Source organism: Staphylococcus xylosus, assembly GCF_002732165.1.
GTDB classification, from domain to species: Bacteria; Bacillota; Bacilli; order Staphylococcales; family Staphylococcaceae; genus Staphylococcus; species Staphylococcus xylosus.
In genome coordinates, this window is sequence record NZ_MRZO01000004.1 from 79,870 (window position 1) to 98,755 (window position 18,886).

The 18,886-nt window shown below is 32.3% G+C and carries 19 protein-coding genes; 14 read left to right on the plus strand and 5 right to left on the minus strand.

The genetic code is table 11. The annotated features are described in order from the left end of the window. The first annotated feature begins 1 nt into the window (after position 1). From BTM19_RS07305 to BTM19_RS07340, 8 genes are all read left to right on the plus strand, one after another. Complete coding sequence (locus tag BTM19_RS07305) at positions 2 to 2,398, plus strand: DUF4040 family protein (RefSeq protein ID WP_099265801.1); 2,397 nt, start codon at positions 2 to 4, stop codon at positions 2,396 to 2,398. Then, the gene (mnhB2, locus tag BTM19_RS07310; RefSeq protein WP_017722634.1) at positions 2,385 to 2,810 is read left to right on the plus strand and encodes a Na+/H+ antiporter Mnh2 subunit B; all 426 of its coding nucleotides are present in this window, start codon (positions 2,385 to 2,387) and stop codon (positions 2,808 to 2,810) included. The genes BTM19_RS07305 and mnhB2 overlap by 14 nt, the downstream gene beginning before the upstream one ends. Beyond that, positions 2,807 to 3,154 carry a Na+/H+ antiporter Mnh2 subunit C gene (gene mnhC2, locus BTM19_RS07315; RefSeq protein WP_029377796.1) on the plus strand — a complete coding sequence of 116 codons (348 nt, stop codon included), beginning with the start codon at positions 2,807 to 2,809 and terminating at the stop codon, positions 3,152 to 3,154. The genes mnhB2 and mnhC2 overlap by 4 nt, the downstream gene beginning before the upstream one ends. Further along, complete coding sequence (gene mnhD2, locus BTM19_RS07320) at positions 3,144 to 4,646, plus strand: Na+/H+ antiporter Mnh2 subunit D (protein WP_058625493.1); 1,503 nt, start codon at positions 3,144 to 3,146, stop codon at positions 4,644 to 4,646. Before mnhC2 ends, mnhD2 begins: the two co-directional genes overlap by 11 nt. Further along, positions 4,646 to 5,128 carry a Na+/H+ antiporter Mnh2 subunit E gene (mnhE2, locus tag BTM19_RS07325; RefSeq protein ID WP_029377794.1) on the plus strand — a complete coding sequence of 161 codons (483 nt, stop codon included), beginning with the start codon at positions 4,646 to 4,648 and terminating at the stop codon, positions 5,126 to 5,128. The genes mnhD2 and mnhE2 overlap by 1 nt, the downstream gene beginning before the upstream one ends. Further along, a complete protein-coding gene (mnhF2, locus tag BTM19_RS07330) occupies positions 5,125 to 5,427 on the plus strand; it encodes a Na+/H+ antiporter Mnh2 subunit F (RefSeq protein ID WP_029377793.1) in 303 nt (100 codons plus the stop codon). The genes mnhE2 and mnhF2 overlap by 4 nt, the downstream gene beginning before the upstream one ends. Continuing rightward, a complete protein-coding gene (locus BTM19_RS07335) occupies positions 5,402 to 5,848 on the plus strand; it encodes a Na+/H+ antiporter subunit G (RefSeq protein ID WP_029377792.1) in 447 nt (148 codons plus the stop codon). The genes mnhF2 and BTM19_RS07335 overlap by 26 nt, the downstream gene beginning before the upstream one ends. A 319-nt stretch (positions 5,849 to 6,167) precedes the next feature. After that, positions 6,168 to 8,219 (plus strand): cation:proton antiporter, encoded by a 2,052-nt coding sequence (locus tag BTM19_RS07340; RefSeq protein ID WP_029377791.1) that lies wholly within the window; start codon positions 6,168 to 6,170, stop codon positions 8,217 to 8,219. 231 nt (positions 8,220 to 8,450) lie between these two features. On the opposite strand, the gene mntC is transcribed toward BTM19_RS07340, so the two are convergent. The 3 genes from mntC to BTM19_RS07355 are packed head-to-tail and all read right to left on the minus strand — an operon-like array spanning position 8,451 to position 10,958. After that, the gene (gene mntC / locus BTM19_RS07345; protein WP_029377790.1) at positions 8,451 to 9,380 is read right to left on the minus strand and encodes a manganese ABC transporter substrate-binding lipoprotein MntC; all 930 of its coding nucleotides are present in this window, start codon (positions 9,378 to 9,380) and stop codon (positions 8,451 to 8,453) included. Continuing rightward, positions 9,377 to 10,210: a metal ABC transporter permease gene (locus tag BTM19_RS07350; RefSeq protein ID WP_037557076.1), complete on the minus strand. Its 834-nt coding sequence runs from the start codon at positions 10,208 to 10,210 to the stop codon at positions 9,377 to 9,379. Before BTM19_RS07350 ends, mntC begins: the two co-directional genes overlap by 4 nt. A 25-nt stretch (positions 10,211 to 10,235) precedes the next feature. Continuing rightward, positions 10,236 to 10,958 (minus strand): metal ABC transporter ATP-binding protein, encoded by a 723-nt coding sequence (locus tag BTM19_RS07355; protein WP_029377788.1) that lies wholly within the window; start codon positions 10,956 to 10,958, stop codon positions 10,236 to 10,238. 120 nt (positions 10,959 to 11,078) lie between these two features. On the opposite strand from BTM19_RS07355, the gene BTM19_RS07360 reads away from it, so the two are divergent. Beyond that, positions 11,079 to 11,723: a metal-dependent transcriptional regulator gene (locus BTM19_RS07360; RefSeq protein WP_029377787.1), complete on the plus strand. Its 645-nt coding sequence runs from the start codon at positions 11,079 to 11,081 to the stop codon at positions 11,721 to 11,723. 229 nt (positions 11,724 to 11,952) lie between these two features. Here the strand turns inward: BTM19_RS07360 and BTM19_RS07365 are convergent, their stop codons facing one another. Next, on the minus strand, positions 11,953 to 12,702 hold the full coding sequence (locus BTM19_RS07365; protein ID WP_029377786.1) for a M50 family metallopeptidase: 750 nt from the start codon (positions 12,700 to 12,702) through the stop codon (positions 11,953 to 11,955). Positions 12,703 to 12,938: 236 nt separating this feature from the next. Between BTM19_RS07365 and tarA the strand changes: the two genes are divergently transcribed. After that, a complete protein-coding gene (gene tarA / locus BTM19_RS07370; protein ID WP_029377785.1) occupies positions 12,939 to 13,685 on the plus strand; it encodes an N-acetylglucosaminyldiphosphoundecaprenol N-acetyl-beta-D-mannosaminyltransferase TarA in 747 nt (248 codons plus the stop codon). Between the two features lie 152 nt (positions 13,686 to 13,837). On the opposite strand, the gene tagH is transcribed toward tarA, so the two are convergent. Continuing rightward, positions 13,838 to 14,632, minus strand: coding sequence for a teichoic acids export ABC transporter ATP-binding subunit TagH (tagH, locus tag BTM19_RS07375; RefSeq protein ID WP_029377784.1), 795 nt, complete (start codon positions 14,630 to 14,632; stop codon positions 13,838 to 13,840). Between the two features lie 395 nt (positions 14,633 to 15,027). Between tagH and BTM19_RS07380 the strand changes: the two genes are divergently transcribed. From BTM19_RS07380 to tagD, 4 genes are all read left to right on the plus strand, one after another. Beyond that, entirely contained in the window at positions 15,028 to 15,828 is an 801-nt protein-coding gene (locus tag BTM19_RS07380) for an ABC transporter permease (RefSeq protein ID WP_029377783.1), read from the plus strand. A 361-nt stretch (positions 15,829 to 16,189) separates the two neighbouring features. Next, positions 16,190 to 17,281, plus strand: a complete 1,092-nt coding sequence (tarB, locus tag BTM19_RS07385) for a teichoic acid glycerol-phosphate primase TarB (protein ID WP_029377782.1) — start codon at positions 16,190 to 16,192, stop codon at positions 17,279 to 17,281. After that, on the plus strand, positions 17,278 to 18,336 hold the full coding sequence (locus BTM19_RS07390) for a glycosyltransferase family 2 protein (protein ID WP_038678088.1): 1,059 nt from the start codon (positions 17,278 to 17,280) through the stop codon (positions 18,334 to 18,336). Before tarB ends, BTM19_RS07390 begins: the two co-directional genes overlap by 4 nt. A 92-nt stretch (positions 18,337 to 18,428) precedes the next feature. After that, the gene (tagD, locus tag BTM19_RS07395; RefSeq protein WP_038678090.1) at positions 18,429 to 18,827 is read left to right on the plus strand and encodes a glycerol-3-phosphate cytidylyltransferase; all 399 of its coding nucleotides are present in this window, start codon (positions 18,429 to 18,431) and stop codon (positions 18,825 to 18,827) included. The last annotated feature ends 59 nt before the right edge of the window (positions 18,828 to 18,886 follow it).

Sequence of the window (18,886 nt, forward strand, 5' to 3'; positions counted from 1 at the left end):
GATGAGTTTAGTCTATCTACTTGGGGCTTTATTTTTAATAATGTTACTTTTGTTACTAACAATGACTATACCTAAAATCCAAAGATTTGCAGGTCATATTGCACTCTTAGCACCCATCGTTGCCTCTATATACTTTTTATGGCAATTACCACAAGTAATGCACGGTCATTTTGTATCAGTAAAAATACCGTGGCTTACATTGTTGGACATTAATATAGATTTTAGATTGGATGGCTTGAGTTTATTCTTTAGCTTGCTAATATCACTTATTGGATTAGCGGTATTCTTCTATGCTACGCAATATCTATCAAAAGAACATGATAATTTACCACGTTTATATATATATTTATTACTTTTTATGATTAGTATGTTAGGCGTAGTTACTGCAAATAATACTATTTTAATGTATGTATTTTGGGAATTAACGAGTGTTTCTTCATTTTTACTAATTGCATATTGGTATAGTAAAAGCGAAAGTCAATTTGGTGCGATTCAATCATTTATGATTACAGTGTTTGGTGGACTTGCTTTATTAGTAGGGTTCATCATGGTCTATACCGTAACAGGTACCAATTCTATATCTTCGATTATTGAACAAAGCGACAAGATTGCTGAAAGTAATCTTTTTATCCCAATTGTTATATTATTCTTGATTGGTGCATTTACAAAGTCAGCACAGTTTCCCTTCCACATATGGTTACCGAAGGCAATGGCTGCACCTACACCAGTAAGTGCTTATTTACACTCTGCAACAATGGTTAAAGCAGGTATTTTCTTATTATTTAGGTTTACACCATTATTAGGATTGAGTGATTTTTATATTTATTGTGTGACATTTGTTGGTTTAATCACAATGATATTTGGAGCGGTTAATGCAACGAGACAGTTTGATATGAAAGCTATATTAGCTTATTCAACAATAAGTCAATTAGGCATGATTGTTGCCATGGTTGGTTTAGGTGGTGGGTTTGCACAGCATCCTACTGGTGCATTATCTGAGGCATACGGATTTATCCTATTTGCAGCATTATTCCATCTTATGAACCACGCGCTATTTAAAGGTGCATTATTCATGGGTGTAGGTATTATTGATCATGAAACAGGTACGAGAAATATCCGTCGATTGTCTGGATTAAGAAAGGTGTTTCCAATCACACACATCGTTATGTTATTATCAGCGTTCTCTATGGCCGGTATACCATTCTTAAATGGATTCCTCAGTAAAGAGATGTTCTTTGATGGCCTAGTTAGTGCGGTTGAACTACCTCAATTTAATCTTTCATTAACTATAGTTATAACAGTAATTGGGGTTTTAGCAAGTATCTTTACTTTAATATATTCAGCTTACATGATTAAGGAAGTATTTTGGGGAGATTATCAAAAAGCAGATTTACCGATAAAATCACCACATGAACCGTTTGTATTTACTCTACCTTCTGCAATTATGATGATTTTATTACCGGTTATCTTCTTTGTCCCAAATATTTTTGGACATTATGTTGTTTTGCCGGCATTGCGAAGTATCACAATTGGAGAAAAAGTAGACAATGTGGCGCCACATATTGCTCAGTGGCATGGCTTCAATTTACCTCTCATATTAAGCATTGTTGTAATAGTTGTTGGGTTTACGATGGCCTTTAAAATAAATTGGAAAAATCATGCTAACAAACTTAAGGTGAAATCTATCACCGACTTATATTTGGGTTCATATAATCAATTTGAACATTATTCTGGTTATGGTATCCGTACTTTAATGAATAACCGCTTAAATCATTATATTACATTGACTTTATTAATATTTAGTATGGTTGTCATTTATGGGATTATTCAAGCAGGCTTCCCACATGTCCAACAGGTTCACGTTAGTGAATTTGGTCCAATTGAAGTAATTACTTTAATCGTTGTATTTGTGCTCGGTATAGCTTTAACATTTATTCGTCAACGTTTAACAATGGTTATACTTAATGGGATTATTGGTTATTGTGTCACGATTTTCTTCATTTTAATGAAAGCGCCAGATTTAGCATTAACACAATTAGTGGTAGAAACGATTACTACGATCCTGTTTATCGTAAGTTTTTCAAGACTACCAAACGTTCCACGTGCAAAAGTACACAAAAAGCGTGAAGCAGTTAAAATTGTCGTATCACTACTGATGGCAATCATTGTCGTGACACTGGTGTTTATCGCTCAACAAAGTGATTCAATGCCTACAATTTCAACGTTTTATCATGATGCTTATAATTTAGCAGGTGGTAAAAATATTGTGAATTCAATACTAGGTGATTTCCGTGCTTTAGATACATTGTTTGAAGGTATGGTACTAATCATAGCTGGTTTAGGTATTTATACATTACTTAACTTCAAAGAACGGAGGGGTCAAGATGAAAGAGAATGATGTTGTATTACGAACGATAACGAAAATTGTTGTGTTTATCTTATTAACTTTTGGATTTTATCTGTTTTTAGCTGGGCATAATAATCCAGGCGGTGGCTTTATTGGCGGCCTCGTTTTCAGTTCAGCATTTCTATTGATGTTTTTGGCCTTCGACGTTAAACAAGTTTTAGTCGCATTACCATTAGATTTCAGAATTCTAATGATCTGTGGTTCTTTACTATCATTTATTACAGCCGTCGTACCTATGTTCTTTGGTAAACCGTTCCTTTACCAAACAGATGCATATGTACAGTTACCATTGTTAGGCGAAGTACATTTATCAACTGTAACGCTATTTGAAGCAGGGATTGTATTATCCGTTGTGGGTGTGGTTGTTACAGTTATGCTTTCAATTAGTGGTGGTCGCTCATGAATTTAATATTATTAATGGTCATTGGCTTTTTAATATTTATTGGAACGTATATGATATTATCAGTCAATTTGATAAGAATTGTTATTGGAATTTCGATTTACACTCATGCTGGTAACCTGATTATTATGAGTATGGGTAAATACAGCAAAGAAATGGTTGAACCTTTAATTGGTGAAGGTAGTAAGCAATTTGTGGACCCTTTATTACAAGCAATTGTACTAACTGCAATTGTTATCGGCTTTGCAATGACCGCCTTTCTCTTAGTACTTGTTTATAGGACATATCGTGTTACTAAAGAAGATGAAATCGATGTACTGAGAGGTGATGACGATAATGATGAGTAATTTATTAATACTACCATTACTACTACCGGCAGTTTGTGGTTTAGGTTTAGTATTCATTCGTACGCACAGTAGATTATCTAGGATCTTTTCAATTGGTACAATGGCTTTTACAACGTTAGTTTCCTTGGCATTGCTCATTTATGTAATGTATAACAAACCAATTGCGTTAGATTTTGGTGGTTGGAAAGCGCCATATGGTATTCAATTTGTGGGAGATTCCTTAAGTCTATTGTTGGTTGTAACTTCAAGTTTTGTCGTTACGCTGATTATGGCATATGGCTTTGGACGAACTGAGAAACGAGCGATACGTTACTATTTACCTAGTTTTATTTTATTCTTAACTGTCGGCGTAATAGGCTCATTTTTAACAGCAGACTTATTCAATATCTATGTTATGTTTGAAGTGATGTTATTGGCATCATTCGTACTTATTACATTAGGGCAATCAGTAGAACAATTACGAGCTGCAATTATCTATGTCGTACTTAATATTTTAGGTTCATGGTTACTATTATTAGGCATTGGTTTATTGTACAAATTAACTGGTACATTAAATTTCACACTTGTATCTCAACGACTAAATGAAATGAATGACAAGAGTGCCATCGTAATTGTTTCAATGGTGTTCTTAATTGCATTTGGTGCAAAAGCTGCTTTAGTACTATTTATGTGGTTGCCTAAAGCATACGCAGTGTTAAATACAGAATTAGCAGCACTATTTGCAGCATTAATGACTAAAGTAGGTGCATACGCATTAATTCGTTTCTTTACACTTATATTTGATGAACATCATGGGATTTCACATCCGTTATTAGTCTTCTTATCTTGTATTACAATGCTGATAGGTGCTTTTGGTGTACTTGCATATAAAGATATTAAAAAGATTGCAGCATACCAGGTTATTTTATCTATCGGTTTTGTAATATTAGGATTGGGAACGAATACTTTTGCTGGTGTGAACGGTGCTATTTTCTATTTAGCGAATGATATTGTAGTTAAAACGTTGCTATTCTTTATTATAGGTAGTCTTGTATATGTCACAGGTTATAGGCAGTACCGAAGTTTACATGGATTAGCGAAACAAGAACCATTCTTTGGTGTAGCATTTGTTGTGATGATTTTAGCAATCGGAGGGGTGCCTCCATTAAGTGGTTTCCCTGGTAAGGTGTTTATTTTTGAAGGTGCAATTGAAAATGGAAACTACATTGGTTTAACGTTGATGATTATTACAAGTTTAATAGCAATGTTTAGTTTATTTAGAGTATTCTTTGTGATGTATCTAGGTAATGAACAAAGAGGAGAAGCTATTGTATTTAAAAAAATTCCACAGTACCGTAAAATCCTTATAGGTATCTTAGTAGCAACGATTATTGCAATGGGTATTGCGGCGCCGTTAATATTTAAAGTAACTGAAAATGCGACGCACTTAAATATGGATGATGGATTGTACGAAAAAATGGTTAATCCTCATTTAATGAAGGAGGATAAATAATGAGACAAGTCTTACTTAATATCGTCATTGCCTTTTTATGGGTCCTTTTTCAAGATGAAGATTCTTTTAAAATATCGACCTTTTTCGCAGGTTACCTTATAGGATTATTAGTTATCTATATTTTACATCGTTTCTTTGGGCAACAATTCTATTTGAAAAAGGTATGGGTCAGTATTAAGTTTTTAGCAGTTTATCTTTATCAGCTAATTACTTCAAGTATGACGACAATCAATTATATATTATTTAAAACAAAGGACTTAAATCCTGGATTAGTAACTTATGAAACGACGTTAGATACAGATTGGGAAGTATCTTTCTTAACAATTTTAATTATTATCACGCCTGGATCTACAGTTATTAGAATTTCGAAAGAAAAGCAAAAGTTCTTTATACATGCCATTGATGTTTCAGATAAAGAAAAACAGAAATTACTGAAAAGTATCAGACAATATGAAGGACTCATATTGGAGGTGGCAGAATGATCGAATATCTAATAGATTTCTTTATCACAAGTGCGCTCATTATATTTGGTATAGCTTTATTACTAACACTATTTAGATTGATAAAGGGTCCGACTACTGCAGATAGAGTAGTTGCATTTGATACTGCCAGTGCAATATTAATGTCGATGGTTGGATTGCTAAGCATCGTGTTCGGTACATTCTCATTCTTGGATTCGATATTACTTATCGCCATTATTTCCTTTGTAAGTACAGTGTCGATTTCTAGATTTATAGAAGGGGGGCACGTCTTCAATGCAAATAACAAGCGAAATCGTTAATCTTATTGCGGCCTTTATGATATTTTTAGGAAGTATTATAGCTTTAATTAGTGCCATTGGTCTAATTAAATTCCAAGATGTCTTTTTACGTAGTCATGCGGCAACGAAAAGTTCAACATTATCTGTATTATTGACACTTGTGGGCGTTATCATCTATTTTATTTCATCGCAAGGTTATCTAAGTGTAAGACTTATTCTTGCTTTAGTGTTTATTAATTTAACATCTCCTGTTGGAGGACACTTAATTTCTCGTGCAGCATACCGTACTGGCGCGTATATGTATAGAAAAAGTGATGCTCCTAGACAAACGAATATCTTATTGAGTGCTACTGAGAATAATACATTTGATCAATTGAAAAAGCGTGCACATGAGCGTGAAGAACGTAGAAGAAAAACGTATGAAAAAGAACATGATTACTAATTTGTTACAAGAAGACACTTCTCATATTTTAAGAAGTGTCTTTTTGTTTAAAATAGCTTAATTAACCGTAAATTTACTTTAAAATAGAAAATTACGGTATTTGGGTGCATTACGTTTAAGGGATAGTCAATAAAATGATAAAATAATATATATGTAATTATGTTAATTTTTAAATTAATTATCAAATTGGGGATGAAAAACTTTTGGTATTTGATGAGTAAGAGTTTGAAACACAATATGTTCAATAAAAGACAATATTATTTTATGTTTCAACCTCAACATTTATGAATGAATAATTATGTTGAAAAGAGGTGAAACCTTGCAAATATTTGAAACGATACTTATATTTTTAGCACTTGTTATTGTAAGTTCGCTAGTGCACACAATACTTCCTAAAGTACCATTGGCTTTTATCCAAATTATATTAGGTATGTTATTGTATGTGACACCAATTCCCGTTGAATTTCGATTTGATTCGGAACTATTTATGGTCGCTTTAATTGCACCACTTCTGTTTGTTGAAGGTGTTAAAGTTTCACGTGTTCATTTGCGACGGTACATAAAACCAGTCTTAATGATGGCGTTAGGACTAGTAGTTACGACAGTTATAGTGGTAGGACTTTTTGTACATTGGATTTGGCCAGAATTACCGATGGCAGCTGCCTTTGCGTTGGCCGCGATACTATGTCCAACTGATGCAGTCGCAGTACAAGCTATAACTAATGGGAAAGTATTACCGAAGGGTTCTATGACAATTTTAGAGGGTGAATCTCTCTTAAATGATGCAGCTGGTATCATATCCTTTAAAATTGCTGTAGCTGCACTGATTACAGGTGGCTTCTCAATGATTAATGCTGTTGAACAGTTCTTAATCTCTTCAATCGGCGGCTTCGTCGTAGGCTTAATCATAGGTGTTGCACTTGTTAGATTTAGAGTGACACTGTCTCGTCGTGGTATTGAAAATATTAATATGTTCACATTTATTCAGTTAGTTACACCATTTGTAACTTATATTGTGGCAGAAATGTTCCATGCTTCTGGTATTATTGCAGCAGTAATTGCTGGTTTAGTTCATGGTTTTGAACGTGATCGTATTGCTCAAGCACGTACAAGATTACAGATGAGCTATAACCATACTTGGAATATTTTGGGATATGCTTTGAATGGTTTTGTATTTTCTATTTTAGGTTATTTAATCCCTGAAGTGGTGGGGCGTATCATTGAAAATGAACCACACAATTTAATTTTCTTAATAGTGGTGACATGTTTAATTGCCTTAGCTATTTATTTATTTAGATTTTTATGGGTTTTTGTTTTATATCCGTATTTTTACTTGCCAGTGAGCCCATTCCAGAAAATGATTTCGTATAATGAAGATGAAACCAAAGTAAAGGAAACGCCACCTAAACGTGGCATGTATGCTTTTATCATGACTTTATGTGGTGTTCATGGGACGATTTCTTTAGCCATTGCTTTAACATTACCTTATATGCTTGCAGACCATCACTCGTTTACTTTTAGAGATGATCTATTGTTTATAGCTTCAGGTATGGTCATCATCAGTTTAATCGTAGCACAATTTGTACTTCCTGTTGTTACTCCTAACGCTAAAAAACCTAAAGTTGTGGGTATGAATTTCAAACAAGCACGTGTATATATCTTAGAAAAAGTAATAGATAATTTAAATCAAATGTCTTCAGTAGAATCTAGCTTTCAATATGGTAACGTAATTAAAGATTATCATGATAAATTAGCTTTCTTAAGAACTGTTGAAAATGAAGATGAAAATACTAAAGAACTTCAAAGATTACAAAAATTAGCATTTGATGTAGAGAACCATACACTTAATAACTTAGTTGAGAATGGCGATATTACTACTAACGTATTAGATAACTATATGCGTTATACAGAGCGTACCCAAGTTTATAAACAAGCTTCATTAATACAACGCATTAAAGTTGAATTTAGAGCGATGATTTTGAAAAGAAGAATTAAGCATAAAGTGAAAACTAATGCGGCATCTCCGTTATCAATAATTGATAACTTGCAAGAGATTTCAAATGTAATGCGTACAGTTCACTATCGCGTTGTGAGCCGTTTAGGAAGAGAAACAACTGAAGATAATAAATTAGAAGTCGGTATGATTTGTGATAGCTATCTACTTCGTATAGATAACTTAACACCTTCTAATTTCTTCAATCCTAAAAATGAGAATTCAATAACAAAAATTAAATTACTTGCACTTAAAGAGCAGCGTCGTATTTTAAATCAACTTGTTGAAGATGAAGAAGTAAGTGAAGTGACAGCATTAAAAATCCGTGAAGCGATAAATTATGATGAAATGATTATTGTAGATAGTTTGACGGATTAAATCATAAAAAATAGCAGATTCCATTGTGGAATCTGCCTTTTTTATGAAATCTATTATTTGATTTAGCAAAAGTATTATAAAAATCTCCATCAATGGGGGGAGGAACCGACCATTGATGGAGTTAGGGAGATGATTTAAGGCTTGAATACCACCATGCCGTACGCAATTAGGAGGAAAGCTGTACGGCATGGGACTATTCACCTATTATCTAGGTTAAATAGCCCAAACCATTTATTCCATGCTGCCGTGTACAGTATCGATATTTGATTTCATCATATTGTAATAAGAATCACCTTTTGATCCTTCTTGACCAATTGAATCAGTAAATACTTCACCGTATATATCTTTATTAGTTTCTTCACTTAAGCTTTGCATACTCTTCTTATCTACACTCGTTTCAACAAGGAGATGTTTTAAGTCATGATCTTTTACGAATTGAATCGCTTGTTTCATTTGTTCTGGTGTACCTTGTTTTTCAGTATTTATCTCCCAAATATAACCTGGTGTGATGTCATATTGTTTAGAGAAATATTTAAATGCACCTTCACTTGTAATCATGGCTCTGCGATCTTTTGGTATATCATTGAATTTCTCATGACTATCTTTATTTAACTCTTCTAATTTAGCGATATAATCTTTGCTGTGCGATTTGATATCATCATTATGTGCTTTATCGTGTTTTAGTAGGGTATCTCTAATTGTTTCTACGTATTTTATTCCATTTTCCAAGCTTAACCAAGCGTGTGGATCTTGTTTACTTTCATCGCCTTCAGCGTCGTTTAAGTATAAAGGTTTTACTTTTTCAGATACTTTTACTACACTGTCATCTTTTGTTGACTTACCAGCTTGAGATAAGGCTTTATCAAACCAACCATTACCTGTTTCTAAGTTTAATCCGTTATAAAAAACGATATCAGCATCAGTTAATGCTTTAATATCTTTAGGCTTAACTTCATATTCGTGTGGGTCTTGACCTATTGGTACGATACTGTGAATTTCAACGTTTTTACCTCCAGCATTTTTAACCATGTCATATAAAATAGAGTTTGTTGTTACAACTTTTAATTTTTCGTTTGAATTTGCACCTGAGTCATTCTTGGTGTTACCACAGGCTGCTAAAAATAGTAAAAATATTAAAGCGATTGATAGTAATTTCTTCATGTTTGTTGTCCTCTCTTTTTAAAAAGTTCTAATTTAGTTAAAGCAAAAATAACGATATAAATTAAGAATGCGAAGAATACAATCGTTGCACCACTAGGGATGTTATAAACGTAGCTAAAATATAGTCCGACAATAGCACTTACAGTACTAATTAGACTAGCTACAATCATCATTGTATGTAATTTTTTAGAAATTAAAAATGCAGCAGATGCTGGCGTGATAAGTAAAGCTACTACCAGTATAATACCGACAGTTTGAATGCTTGCTACAGTTACAAGAGATAGTAATAACATTACAAAGTAATGAATTAATGTTGTGTTTAAGCCGCTCATTCTGCTGAATACTGGATCGAATGTTGAAACCATTAAAGGTCTATAAAAAACAATAATTAATAACATTACTAAAACTCCAACAACGATAGTTGACCAGAATGTGACTTGCGTAACTGCGAGTAAATTACCGAATAAAATATGATAAAGGTCAGTTGTACTATTGATTAAACTGACTAAGATAATCCCTAAAGCTAAAAATGCAGTATAGCTAATGCCGATAGCTGCGTCGGATTTGGTTTTACTATTTTTAGTAATAAAACCAATAAAAATACTTGCTACCATCCCCGTTGCTAAAGCACCAATAAACATAGGTATATTAAATAAAAATGATAATGCTACACCTGGTAGTACGGCATGGCTCATTGCATCTCCCATTAGTGAAAGGCCTCTAAGAACAATAAGAGAGCCGACTGTTCCACATACAATACCTACAACAATTGAAATAATTAGTGCATTGCTTAAAAATTTATAATCGAGTAATTGTTGAAAAAAATCCATTATAAGTTACGTCCTTTCTAAAATACTAAGCAGTTTCATGTTGTGATGGAGCACTTATAAATGTGTTGTTTAAATGCTCAGGTTTCATGGCAGTTGTGCTATCCCCAAAATAACGAATATTTCTGTTTAAAAGGATTACGCGATCAAAATATTCATCAGTTTTTGATAAATCATGATGTACAATGAGCAGTAATTTTCCGGATTCTTTTAGAATTCGTAATTGTGACATAATGATTTGTTCACTGTGAAAGTCAATCCCGACGAAAGGCTCATCCAATAAATATAATGTGCTATCAGTCATTAATGCACGAGCTACGAGCACACGTTGTAACTGTCCACCGCTCAGTTCGGAAATTTGACGATGTCGTAAATCTTTTAACTCTAACGTATCCATTAATTGATTTAATCTTTTTTTAGTTTCGGAATTTACCCATCTAAACCAGCCTATATCTTTATATGCACCTGACATGACTACGTGCTCCACATTGATAGGAAAATCTAGATCAATATGTGCTTTTTGTGGGATATAAGTTATAGATTTCAAATCATTTTGTATGGGATTACCATTTAATTGGGCTTTGCCTGTTGATTTAAATTCTCCGATAAGAGATTTAATTAAAGATGATTTCCCAGCTCCATTAGGACCCATAATTCCGACTATTTCACCATTAATAGGAATGGATAAATTAACATTTTGTAGAACATGTTTATTTCCTAACGTAAGATTTAAATTCTCAATTTCTAACATTTTCATCCTCCTTAATAATAATTTTAGGCTAACCTAATTTATTTTATAATATACCATGAAATTTTAGCGTGTCAAGTCGATTCGTGATACAATAAGTTGAATGACTTGAGAGGTGAGATAATGCTAACTGAAGAAAAGGAAGATTATTTAAAAGCAATTTTAACGCATGATGGTGACCATTCTTTCGTTTCAAATAAAACACTATCCCAATATTTAAACATTAAGCCACCTTCTGTAAGTGAAATGGTTAATCGTTTGGAAAAGTCGGGATATGTAGAAACAAAACCTTACAAAGGTGTGAAACTTTCTGAAACAGGTTTAACTTATACTTTAGATATAATTAAACGTCATCGTTTATTGGAATTATTTTTAATAAAAATTTTGCAATATAATTGGGAAGAAGTGCATCAAGAAGCAGAGGTATTAGAACATAGAGTATCTCATTTGTTTGTTGATCGTTTAGATAAATTATTGGATTATCCAATAACATGTCCTCACGGGGGCGTAATACCAAGAGAAAATCAATATAAAGAACTATACACTACGAATCTATTGTCTTTTGAAACTGGTGATATAGTAACAATTAAAAGAGTACGTGATAGAACGGACTTATTAATTTATTTATCAAGTAAAGCAATTTTAATAGGTGAGCAAATAGAAATTATCAATAGAGATGATACCAACAAAGTCATTATTGTTAAAAAAGATGATCAAGTTACGGTATTAAGTTATGATAACGCAGAGCATATCTATGCAGAAAAATGATGGTGCAGATTGAGCTTTGACATATACTGAACTCAAAAAAAGCACCTCCATTTTATGAAGGTGCTCAGACTATCGGTAATGATCCCCCCCTCCAAAGTAATCATTAATAAATGAAAACTTTGAGGGGGGATTTGTATATCCATGGAGGCGTTCTCTCAATTTCTAATGTTTAATACCAGTAATTACAATGATACTGTTGTACTACTTCAGTAACCAATACAACTAGGTTTTAGGTTGTAAAATAAGCATGAAATAATTGGTAAATAGTAAATAGATTGATTGCTATCCAAATAGCACTAAAAACAAATGTAGGCAGATAAGTTAATGATTTTAGAGTTGAGCCATCCCAAGTAACTGATTGATGTGAAAATGTGAGTTTGAAAATAGTCCAAGATGATTGTATAACTTCGCCTAAAAGTACACCTAGAATGAAATGGTAAGTGATGGCTACGATGTAAAACATCATGAGTTGATTATCGCTTTGGAATAAGAAATAAAGCAAAGCAATTAACAATATTACAATAATAATTGGCAATAATTTTCTGGAAGTTAATATTAAAAAATATATAAAAATGATTAAGTATGCCGTAATAAATAAACTAGGGTATTTTGAATCTAGTGCCCAAAAACCGATAAACAGCATTAGTGGTGGCATAATATATCCACCAAATGTTGTAATGGCTTGTCCTAATCGTGATTTTGATTGAGTAATGGCGAAACCTTGTTGTGAAGTTTCAATACGTTCTGAAGGTGAGGAAACAATCACCAAATCTTTAGCTTTACCACCACTTATTTTATTAAATAAGATATGTCCGAATTCATGTGTTAATACGGGGATGTAATTTAAGTATATATCTAAAAATTGATTTATTGGTTTGTTGCGATAAGAATGAATTAAAATATATATTAAAGCTATAAATACGACCCAGTACAAATTGAGTTGTATTACAGAACTAAAAAATGATTGTAAATATGACATAATATAACCTCGATTTAATTTTCAATAAACGCTTTTATAGATTTTAAAAACATTTATAGCGCAATATTAAGTATAAAGTAAATTTTGAAATAACGCATTTGGACTTTGGATGTAGATTTAGAATATAAAAATAATTAGTACCTATTTATATTATCTGGATGAATCATAATGTGTTAATATAACAAGCATAAACCATAATGCTAAAGCGCTATAATTGAGTTAGGAGATTCCAAGACATGACGGAAAGCAATAAAGCAAATAAAGTAAACGTGTTATCTGTATATTTTGATAACGTTACTCTAGAGGAAATGCGAGACAATATTAAACAATTTTTCTTAACAGCAAGTTCTAGAAATTTGTTTATTGTAACGGCAAACCCTGAAATTGTAGATTATGCTACAGAGAATGAAAATTATAGAAATTTAATAAACAGTGCAAATTATGTAGTGCCAGATGGGACTGGGGTCGTTAAGGCTGCGAGAATACTTAATACGCCTTTAAAAGCCAGAGTTCCAGGTATTGAATTGATGGAAGCATGTTTAAAAATTGCTAATGCAAATCAGCAAAAAGTATTTCTACTAGGTGCTGAAAATGATGTTGTTAAAACGGCGCAACATAAACTAGCTGAAAAATACCCGAATATTATTTTTGATTACCACCATGGTTTTTTTGATTTATCAGATGAGATGGTATTAAAACAAGTAACTTCTTTTGATCCGGATTATGTGTTTGTTGGCATGGGTTATCCAAGACAAGAACAATGGATAGAACGTCACTCAGATCAATTTAATCAATCAGTGTTAATGGGGGTAGGTGGCTCATTCGAAGTATTCAGTGGTGCGAAAAATCGAGCACCTATGATATTTAGGAAGTTAAATATTGAGTGGGTTTATCGCTTGTTAATTGATTGGAAGCGTATAGGTAGAATGAAGTCGATACCTAAATTTTTATTTAAAGTAGCTAAAGTTAAATTCAAAAAATAGTAAGAATCTCGTCGAATTATTTATTTACACGTTTTAAGTCGATAATTAAATGTATGTGTTAATTACCTTGTTTGTAATTTATTAATTCAAAAGTCTATTAAATATAAAAAGCCCTAGCACTGAATTCGAAATCAATGCTAGGACTTTTTATATTATTTTACGACAAATCTTGAATTGTCGAGATCACTTCTGAATTTCTTTTGTTCTGCTTTAGAGCGTTTTTTAAAGTCGTTTAAGAATTTCTCATATTCAGGCAAGACTTCATCCAATTCACCGAATTGTTTCAGTTTGCCAGCTTCTATCCAAGCAATCTTAGTACAGAATTCTCGTACTTGTTTCATATTATGACTCACAAAGAAAATGGTTTTACCTTGTTCTTTGTATTCAAAGATTTTATCTAAACATTTTTGTGCGAAAGTTTGGTCACCAACGGATAAAGCTTCGTCAATAACAAGGATATCTGGGTTGGTTGTAATGTTAATTGAGAAGCCTAATTTAGCGCGCATACCACTAGAATATTTTTTAACAGGTTGGTATATAAATTCTCCTAATTCACTGAATTCAATAACTTCAGGTGTTAATTCTTTGATTTGTTTTCTAGTGAATCCCATACATAACATTTTAAACTCGATATTTTCAATGCCTGTTAGTTGTCCATTTAATCCTGCATTAATCGCAATCACGCTTACATCACCATCACGCTTAATACCACCATCAGTAGGAGATAGAGAACCGCCAATCATATTACTTAAGGTAGATTTTCCTGAGCCGTTAATACCGACTAATCCAATCACATCGCCCTCATAAGCTTTTAAGGACAAGTTATCTAAGGCATAAAATGTTTTGTTTTTATGAAAAGGGAGTAAGACATCCTTTAAACGTTCTTTGTTATTACGATAAATACGATACTCTTTAGTTACATTTTCAATGTTAACGGATACATTCATAATTTTACCTTCCTTGTTTACAGATAGTACTATTATATTATACATTATATTAGTTGTTAAATTTATAAACCTATTGTAAAGTAAGTGAGTATAATTTAACGAAATTAATGCTTATACAGTTGTTAAATTTTACTGAATAAAAATTATAAAATCAACTATAACGACAAAATAAAAAAATATATAAAGTGCGATAGCTATTATTTAGACTTATATCAACTATTATTTCATTATTTAGTATACAAAAGATTTAACTTTTTAACACTTTTTAAAATAACTATTTCCGAAAGTTGCTGAAAGTTGTTATGATAGTTAATAAAGCGTATATTGAAATTGAATATAATAGTGTCATAAGTAAATTGTGATAAGCAAATCGATTGAAAGTGTGGTTTATTTAAATGAATGCAGTATGGGTAGTATTTAGAGAGCATTTTAAAAATTTCTATCTAATACAAAGACTAGCACAGTTCCAAGTGAAGATTTCTAATACAAATAACTATCTAGGTATGGCTTGGGAGTTAATTAATCCAGCTATGCAAATCATGGTTTATTGGTTTGTATTTGGTCTTGGTATTAGAAGTAACGATCCTATAGATGGTGTGCCATTTATTTACTGGTTACTCGTAGGTATCAGTATGTGGTTCTTTGTTAACCAAGGAATTTTGGAAGGTACTAAATCAATAGCAACGAAATATAATCAAGTAGCGAAGATGAATTTCCCGTTATCAATCATACCTTCTTATATAGTAATGAGTAGGTTTTACGGTCATCTTGCACTACTTGTTGTGGTCATTTTATTATGTATGTTGGCTGGTTACTATCCAACAATATACACGTTGCAACTTTTCTTATATGTACCATTTGCATTAATATTAACAACTGCAATAGCGTTGTTTACGTCAACGTTAGGAGTGCTTGTAAAGGATACCCAACAGGCCATTCAAGCGCTCATGAGAATGGTGTTCTTTGCATCATCCATTTTAATTGTGCCACCAGAAGGCATTGTAAAAGACATAATGCAATTAAATCCAATTTATTATCTAGCTGAAGCATATCGTTCTGCTGTGTTACATAAAGAGTGGTACTTTATAACACATTGGGAACTGACTTTGTATAATCTATTAATCATCTTGTTCTTATTCATAGTAGGTTCAATTATGCATATGCGTTATAGAGATCATTTTGCAGACTTTATGTAATAACAATATTAGAATAACTGCAATTCAGTAGTGTTGTAGTGGAAGTAGGGTAGAAATCAATTTTTTGAAAATGATTTCTATCCTACTTCCTTTTTTATTTTCTTCTAAAATTAAAAGTTGTTAAATAGAATGGTGTTTATAGTTAACGTTTTGATAAAGAACTGATACGATACCTAAATAACACAAAACTTTAGCTGGAAATAAGAAATTTTGAAATTATGTGTGTTTATAAATGAAATTAAAATACGTTTTTAAAGATCTGTTGAGGTTATTTCACAGAAAAGGTTTTTTCTATAATTTTTTATACAGGATAGATATAATGAAAGCTAAAGTAGTTAATAATTAACGGCGGTGAAATGTATTGAGACAAATTATAAAAAAGCTCTATATTATTATTATTGGCTTTTTGAATATGATATATCAAAAGAAAAAAGTTCAAAGTAATCAAATTGTGGTAATGATGACTTTTGCTGAAGATGTGTTACCTATTATTGAAGCGTTAAACCGTAAAGGGTATAAACTAACAGTTATTGGCACAGAAAAAAATCGTAAATATATCCAACATTTAGAGGATTTAGTGTTTTTACCTGCAGGAAATAAGCAAGTGTTTAAGCATATCAAGGCGTTAAGTAGCGCAAAAGTAGTCGTGATAGACACGTACTATCTAATAATGGGTGGCTTCAAGAAGAAAAAACAACAGACGGTCATACAAACATGGCACGCAGCAGGTGCATTGAAAAATTTCGGATTTACAGATAGACAAGTTGACTTATCAAATAATAAAATAGTTCAACAATATAAAAAAGTTTATGACGCGACAGATAAGTACATTATTGGTGGTGAACCGATGGCTGCTTGTTTTACAGAATCATTTGGGGCTAATGAAGAACAGTTCTTAAGAACCGGATTGCCGAGGTTGGTGCCATATACGAGATTGGATGTTGAACAAAGACAACAAGAATTGAAACAACAATATGGGATAAATGGCAAGGTAGCTGTTTACGTGCCTACCTATCGAGAACACAAGCAGGCTAATCGTCAGATAGATAAGCAGAAATTTGAAGCAGAGCTACCAGGTTATACTTTATTGAGTAAATTACACCCGTCTATTGCTACAGAACAGCAGACGACAATTAACTTGCAATCGTTAATGATATTAGCAGATGTGATTATTAGTGATTACAGTTCACTGGCAATTGAAGCAAGTATATTAAAGAAACCCACACTTTTTTATGTTTATGATGAAGCGGATTATAATCGCACCCGTGGATTAAATGTATTTTATGAAAAAATACCAGAGGCATATAAAGCGTATAGTGAGGATGACTTAATGCATAAGTTACATGAAAATAGTTACGCGCCAGCTCTTTTGTTTGAAGCTTGGCATGAATATAATACGAAAGATAGTTTGACGAGCATAATTAATGAAATTGAAGAGATGGTGAAAAAATGAAAATTTCAATAATCATTCCTGTGTATAACGCAGAAAAAACAATTCGTAGAGCAATTGCATCGATTGATACAAAGCAAAATTATGAAATTATATGCATCAATGATGGTTCGGAAGATGATAGTAAGTTTGTATTAGAACAACTGCAAAAGGAATATAAAAACATAACGATTATTAACCAAGAAAATCAAGGTGCGGCAGCTAGCAGAAATGTTGGTATTGCTAATATGTCAGGCGATGTTTTTATGTTTTTAGATGCTGATGATGAATTCTTACCTAGTAGAATAGATTTTATGGCTGACTATTATCAAAGAGATGAAAATGTAGATATTGTTATTGGACAAATTGCAAGAGAAAACAATGGTGACTGGCAATCCATTTATTCTCACGAAGCAATCAAGAAATTAGAGACTGTAAATATTGCTCAATGTCCTGAAGTGATGCAATCAATTGGGCCTGGTGCCAAAATGTTTAGCGCAAAATTTGCTGATTTACGATTTGATGAAGACGTTGTTTTTTGTGAAGAGCATACCTTTATTATCCAAGCATACAAAAAGGCACGTGACATTCAATTATTGCCAGATATCGTTTATGGCTACAATGAGCAAGCTGGTTCAGTAACTGATCAACTTGCGAATCAATTTGAATCTTATATACGTGATGCAGAAAAAGTTAGAGCACGTGTGATGGATACCTTATTGTTAAGAGAAGCAAGAATCTATTATAGTTATCGTATGGATGAATTGATCGTAAGTTATCTGATCCAAGCATATGTCGGACAGCATAAAACCGTTACACAAAAAATGTTAGATTTTGTTATCTCATATATTAAAGAAATGCAAAAAACAGATTATGCTGGTGAAGCATTATTTAGAATAATTAAAGTAATCGAACAAGGTAGTGGCAAATGGAATAAGGCTCTATATTATCAGTGGAGAGACGCACTACTAAGCGTTGGTATTGGAAGACCGAACTATTATCGTTTTAAAGTAGAAGTGCTACCGAGACGCGCAAAATTTAGAAGTAAAATGAAATTAAAACAAATTTTGAAAAGATGAAAATTATCAGAATTAGTAAACTAAGATTTAATATGCTATAATTTTTAAAAATGTAAATATTAAATTAATATTTTGTTAAGGAGCATATGCTAATGAAACGAGTTATTACTTATGGAACATATGATTTATTGCATTATGGCCATATTGAATTATTAAGAAGAGCGAGAGAAATGGGCGATTATTTAGTCGTTGCACTCTCAACAGATGAATTTAATCGTGTTAAAAATAAAAAATCTTATTATAACTATGAACAAAGAAAAATGATGTTAGAATCAATTAGATATGTCGATCTTGTTATCCCTGAAAGTGGTTGGGGACAAAAAGAAATTGATGTAGATCGCTATGAGATAGATACGTTTGTAATGGGGCACGATTGGGAAGGTGAATTCGACTTCTTAAAAGAGAAGTGTGAAGTTATTTATCTAAATCGTACTGAAGGTATCTCTACGACTAAAATTAAAAAAGAACTTTACGGTGATAATGAAAAATAACTTTGTTGTTTTTTAAATTATTCGCTGTGAAGTAATTTGAGAAGCTAGGTTACAGAAAA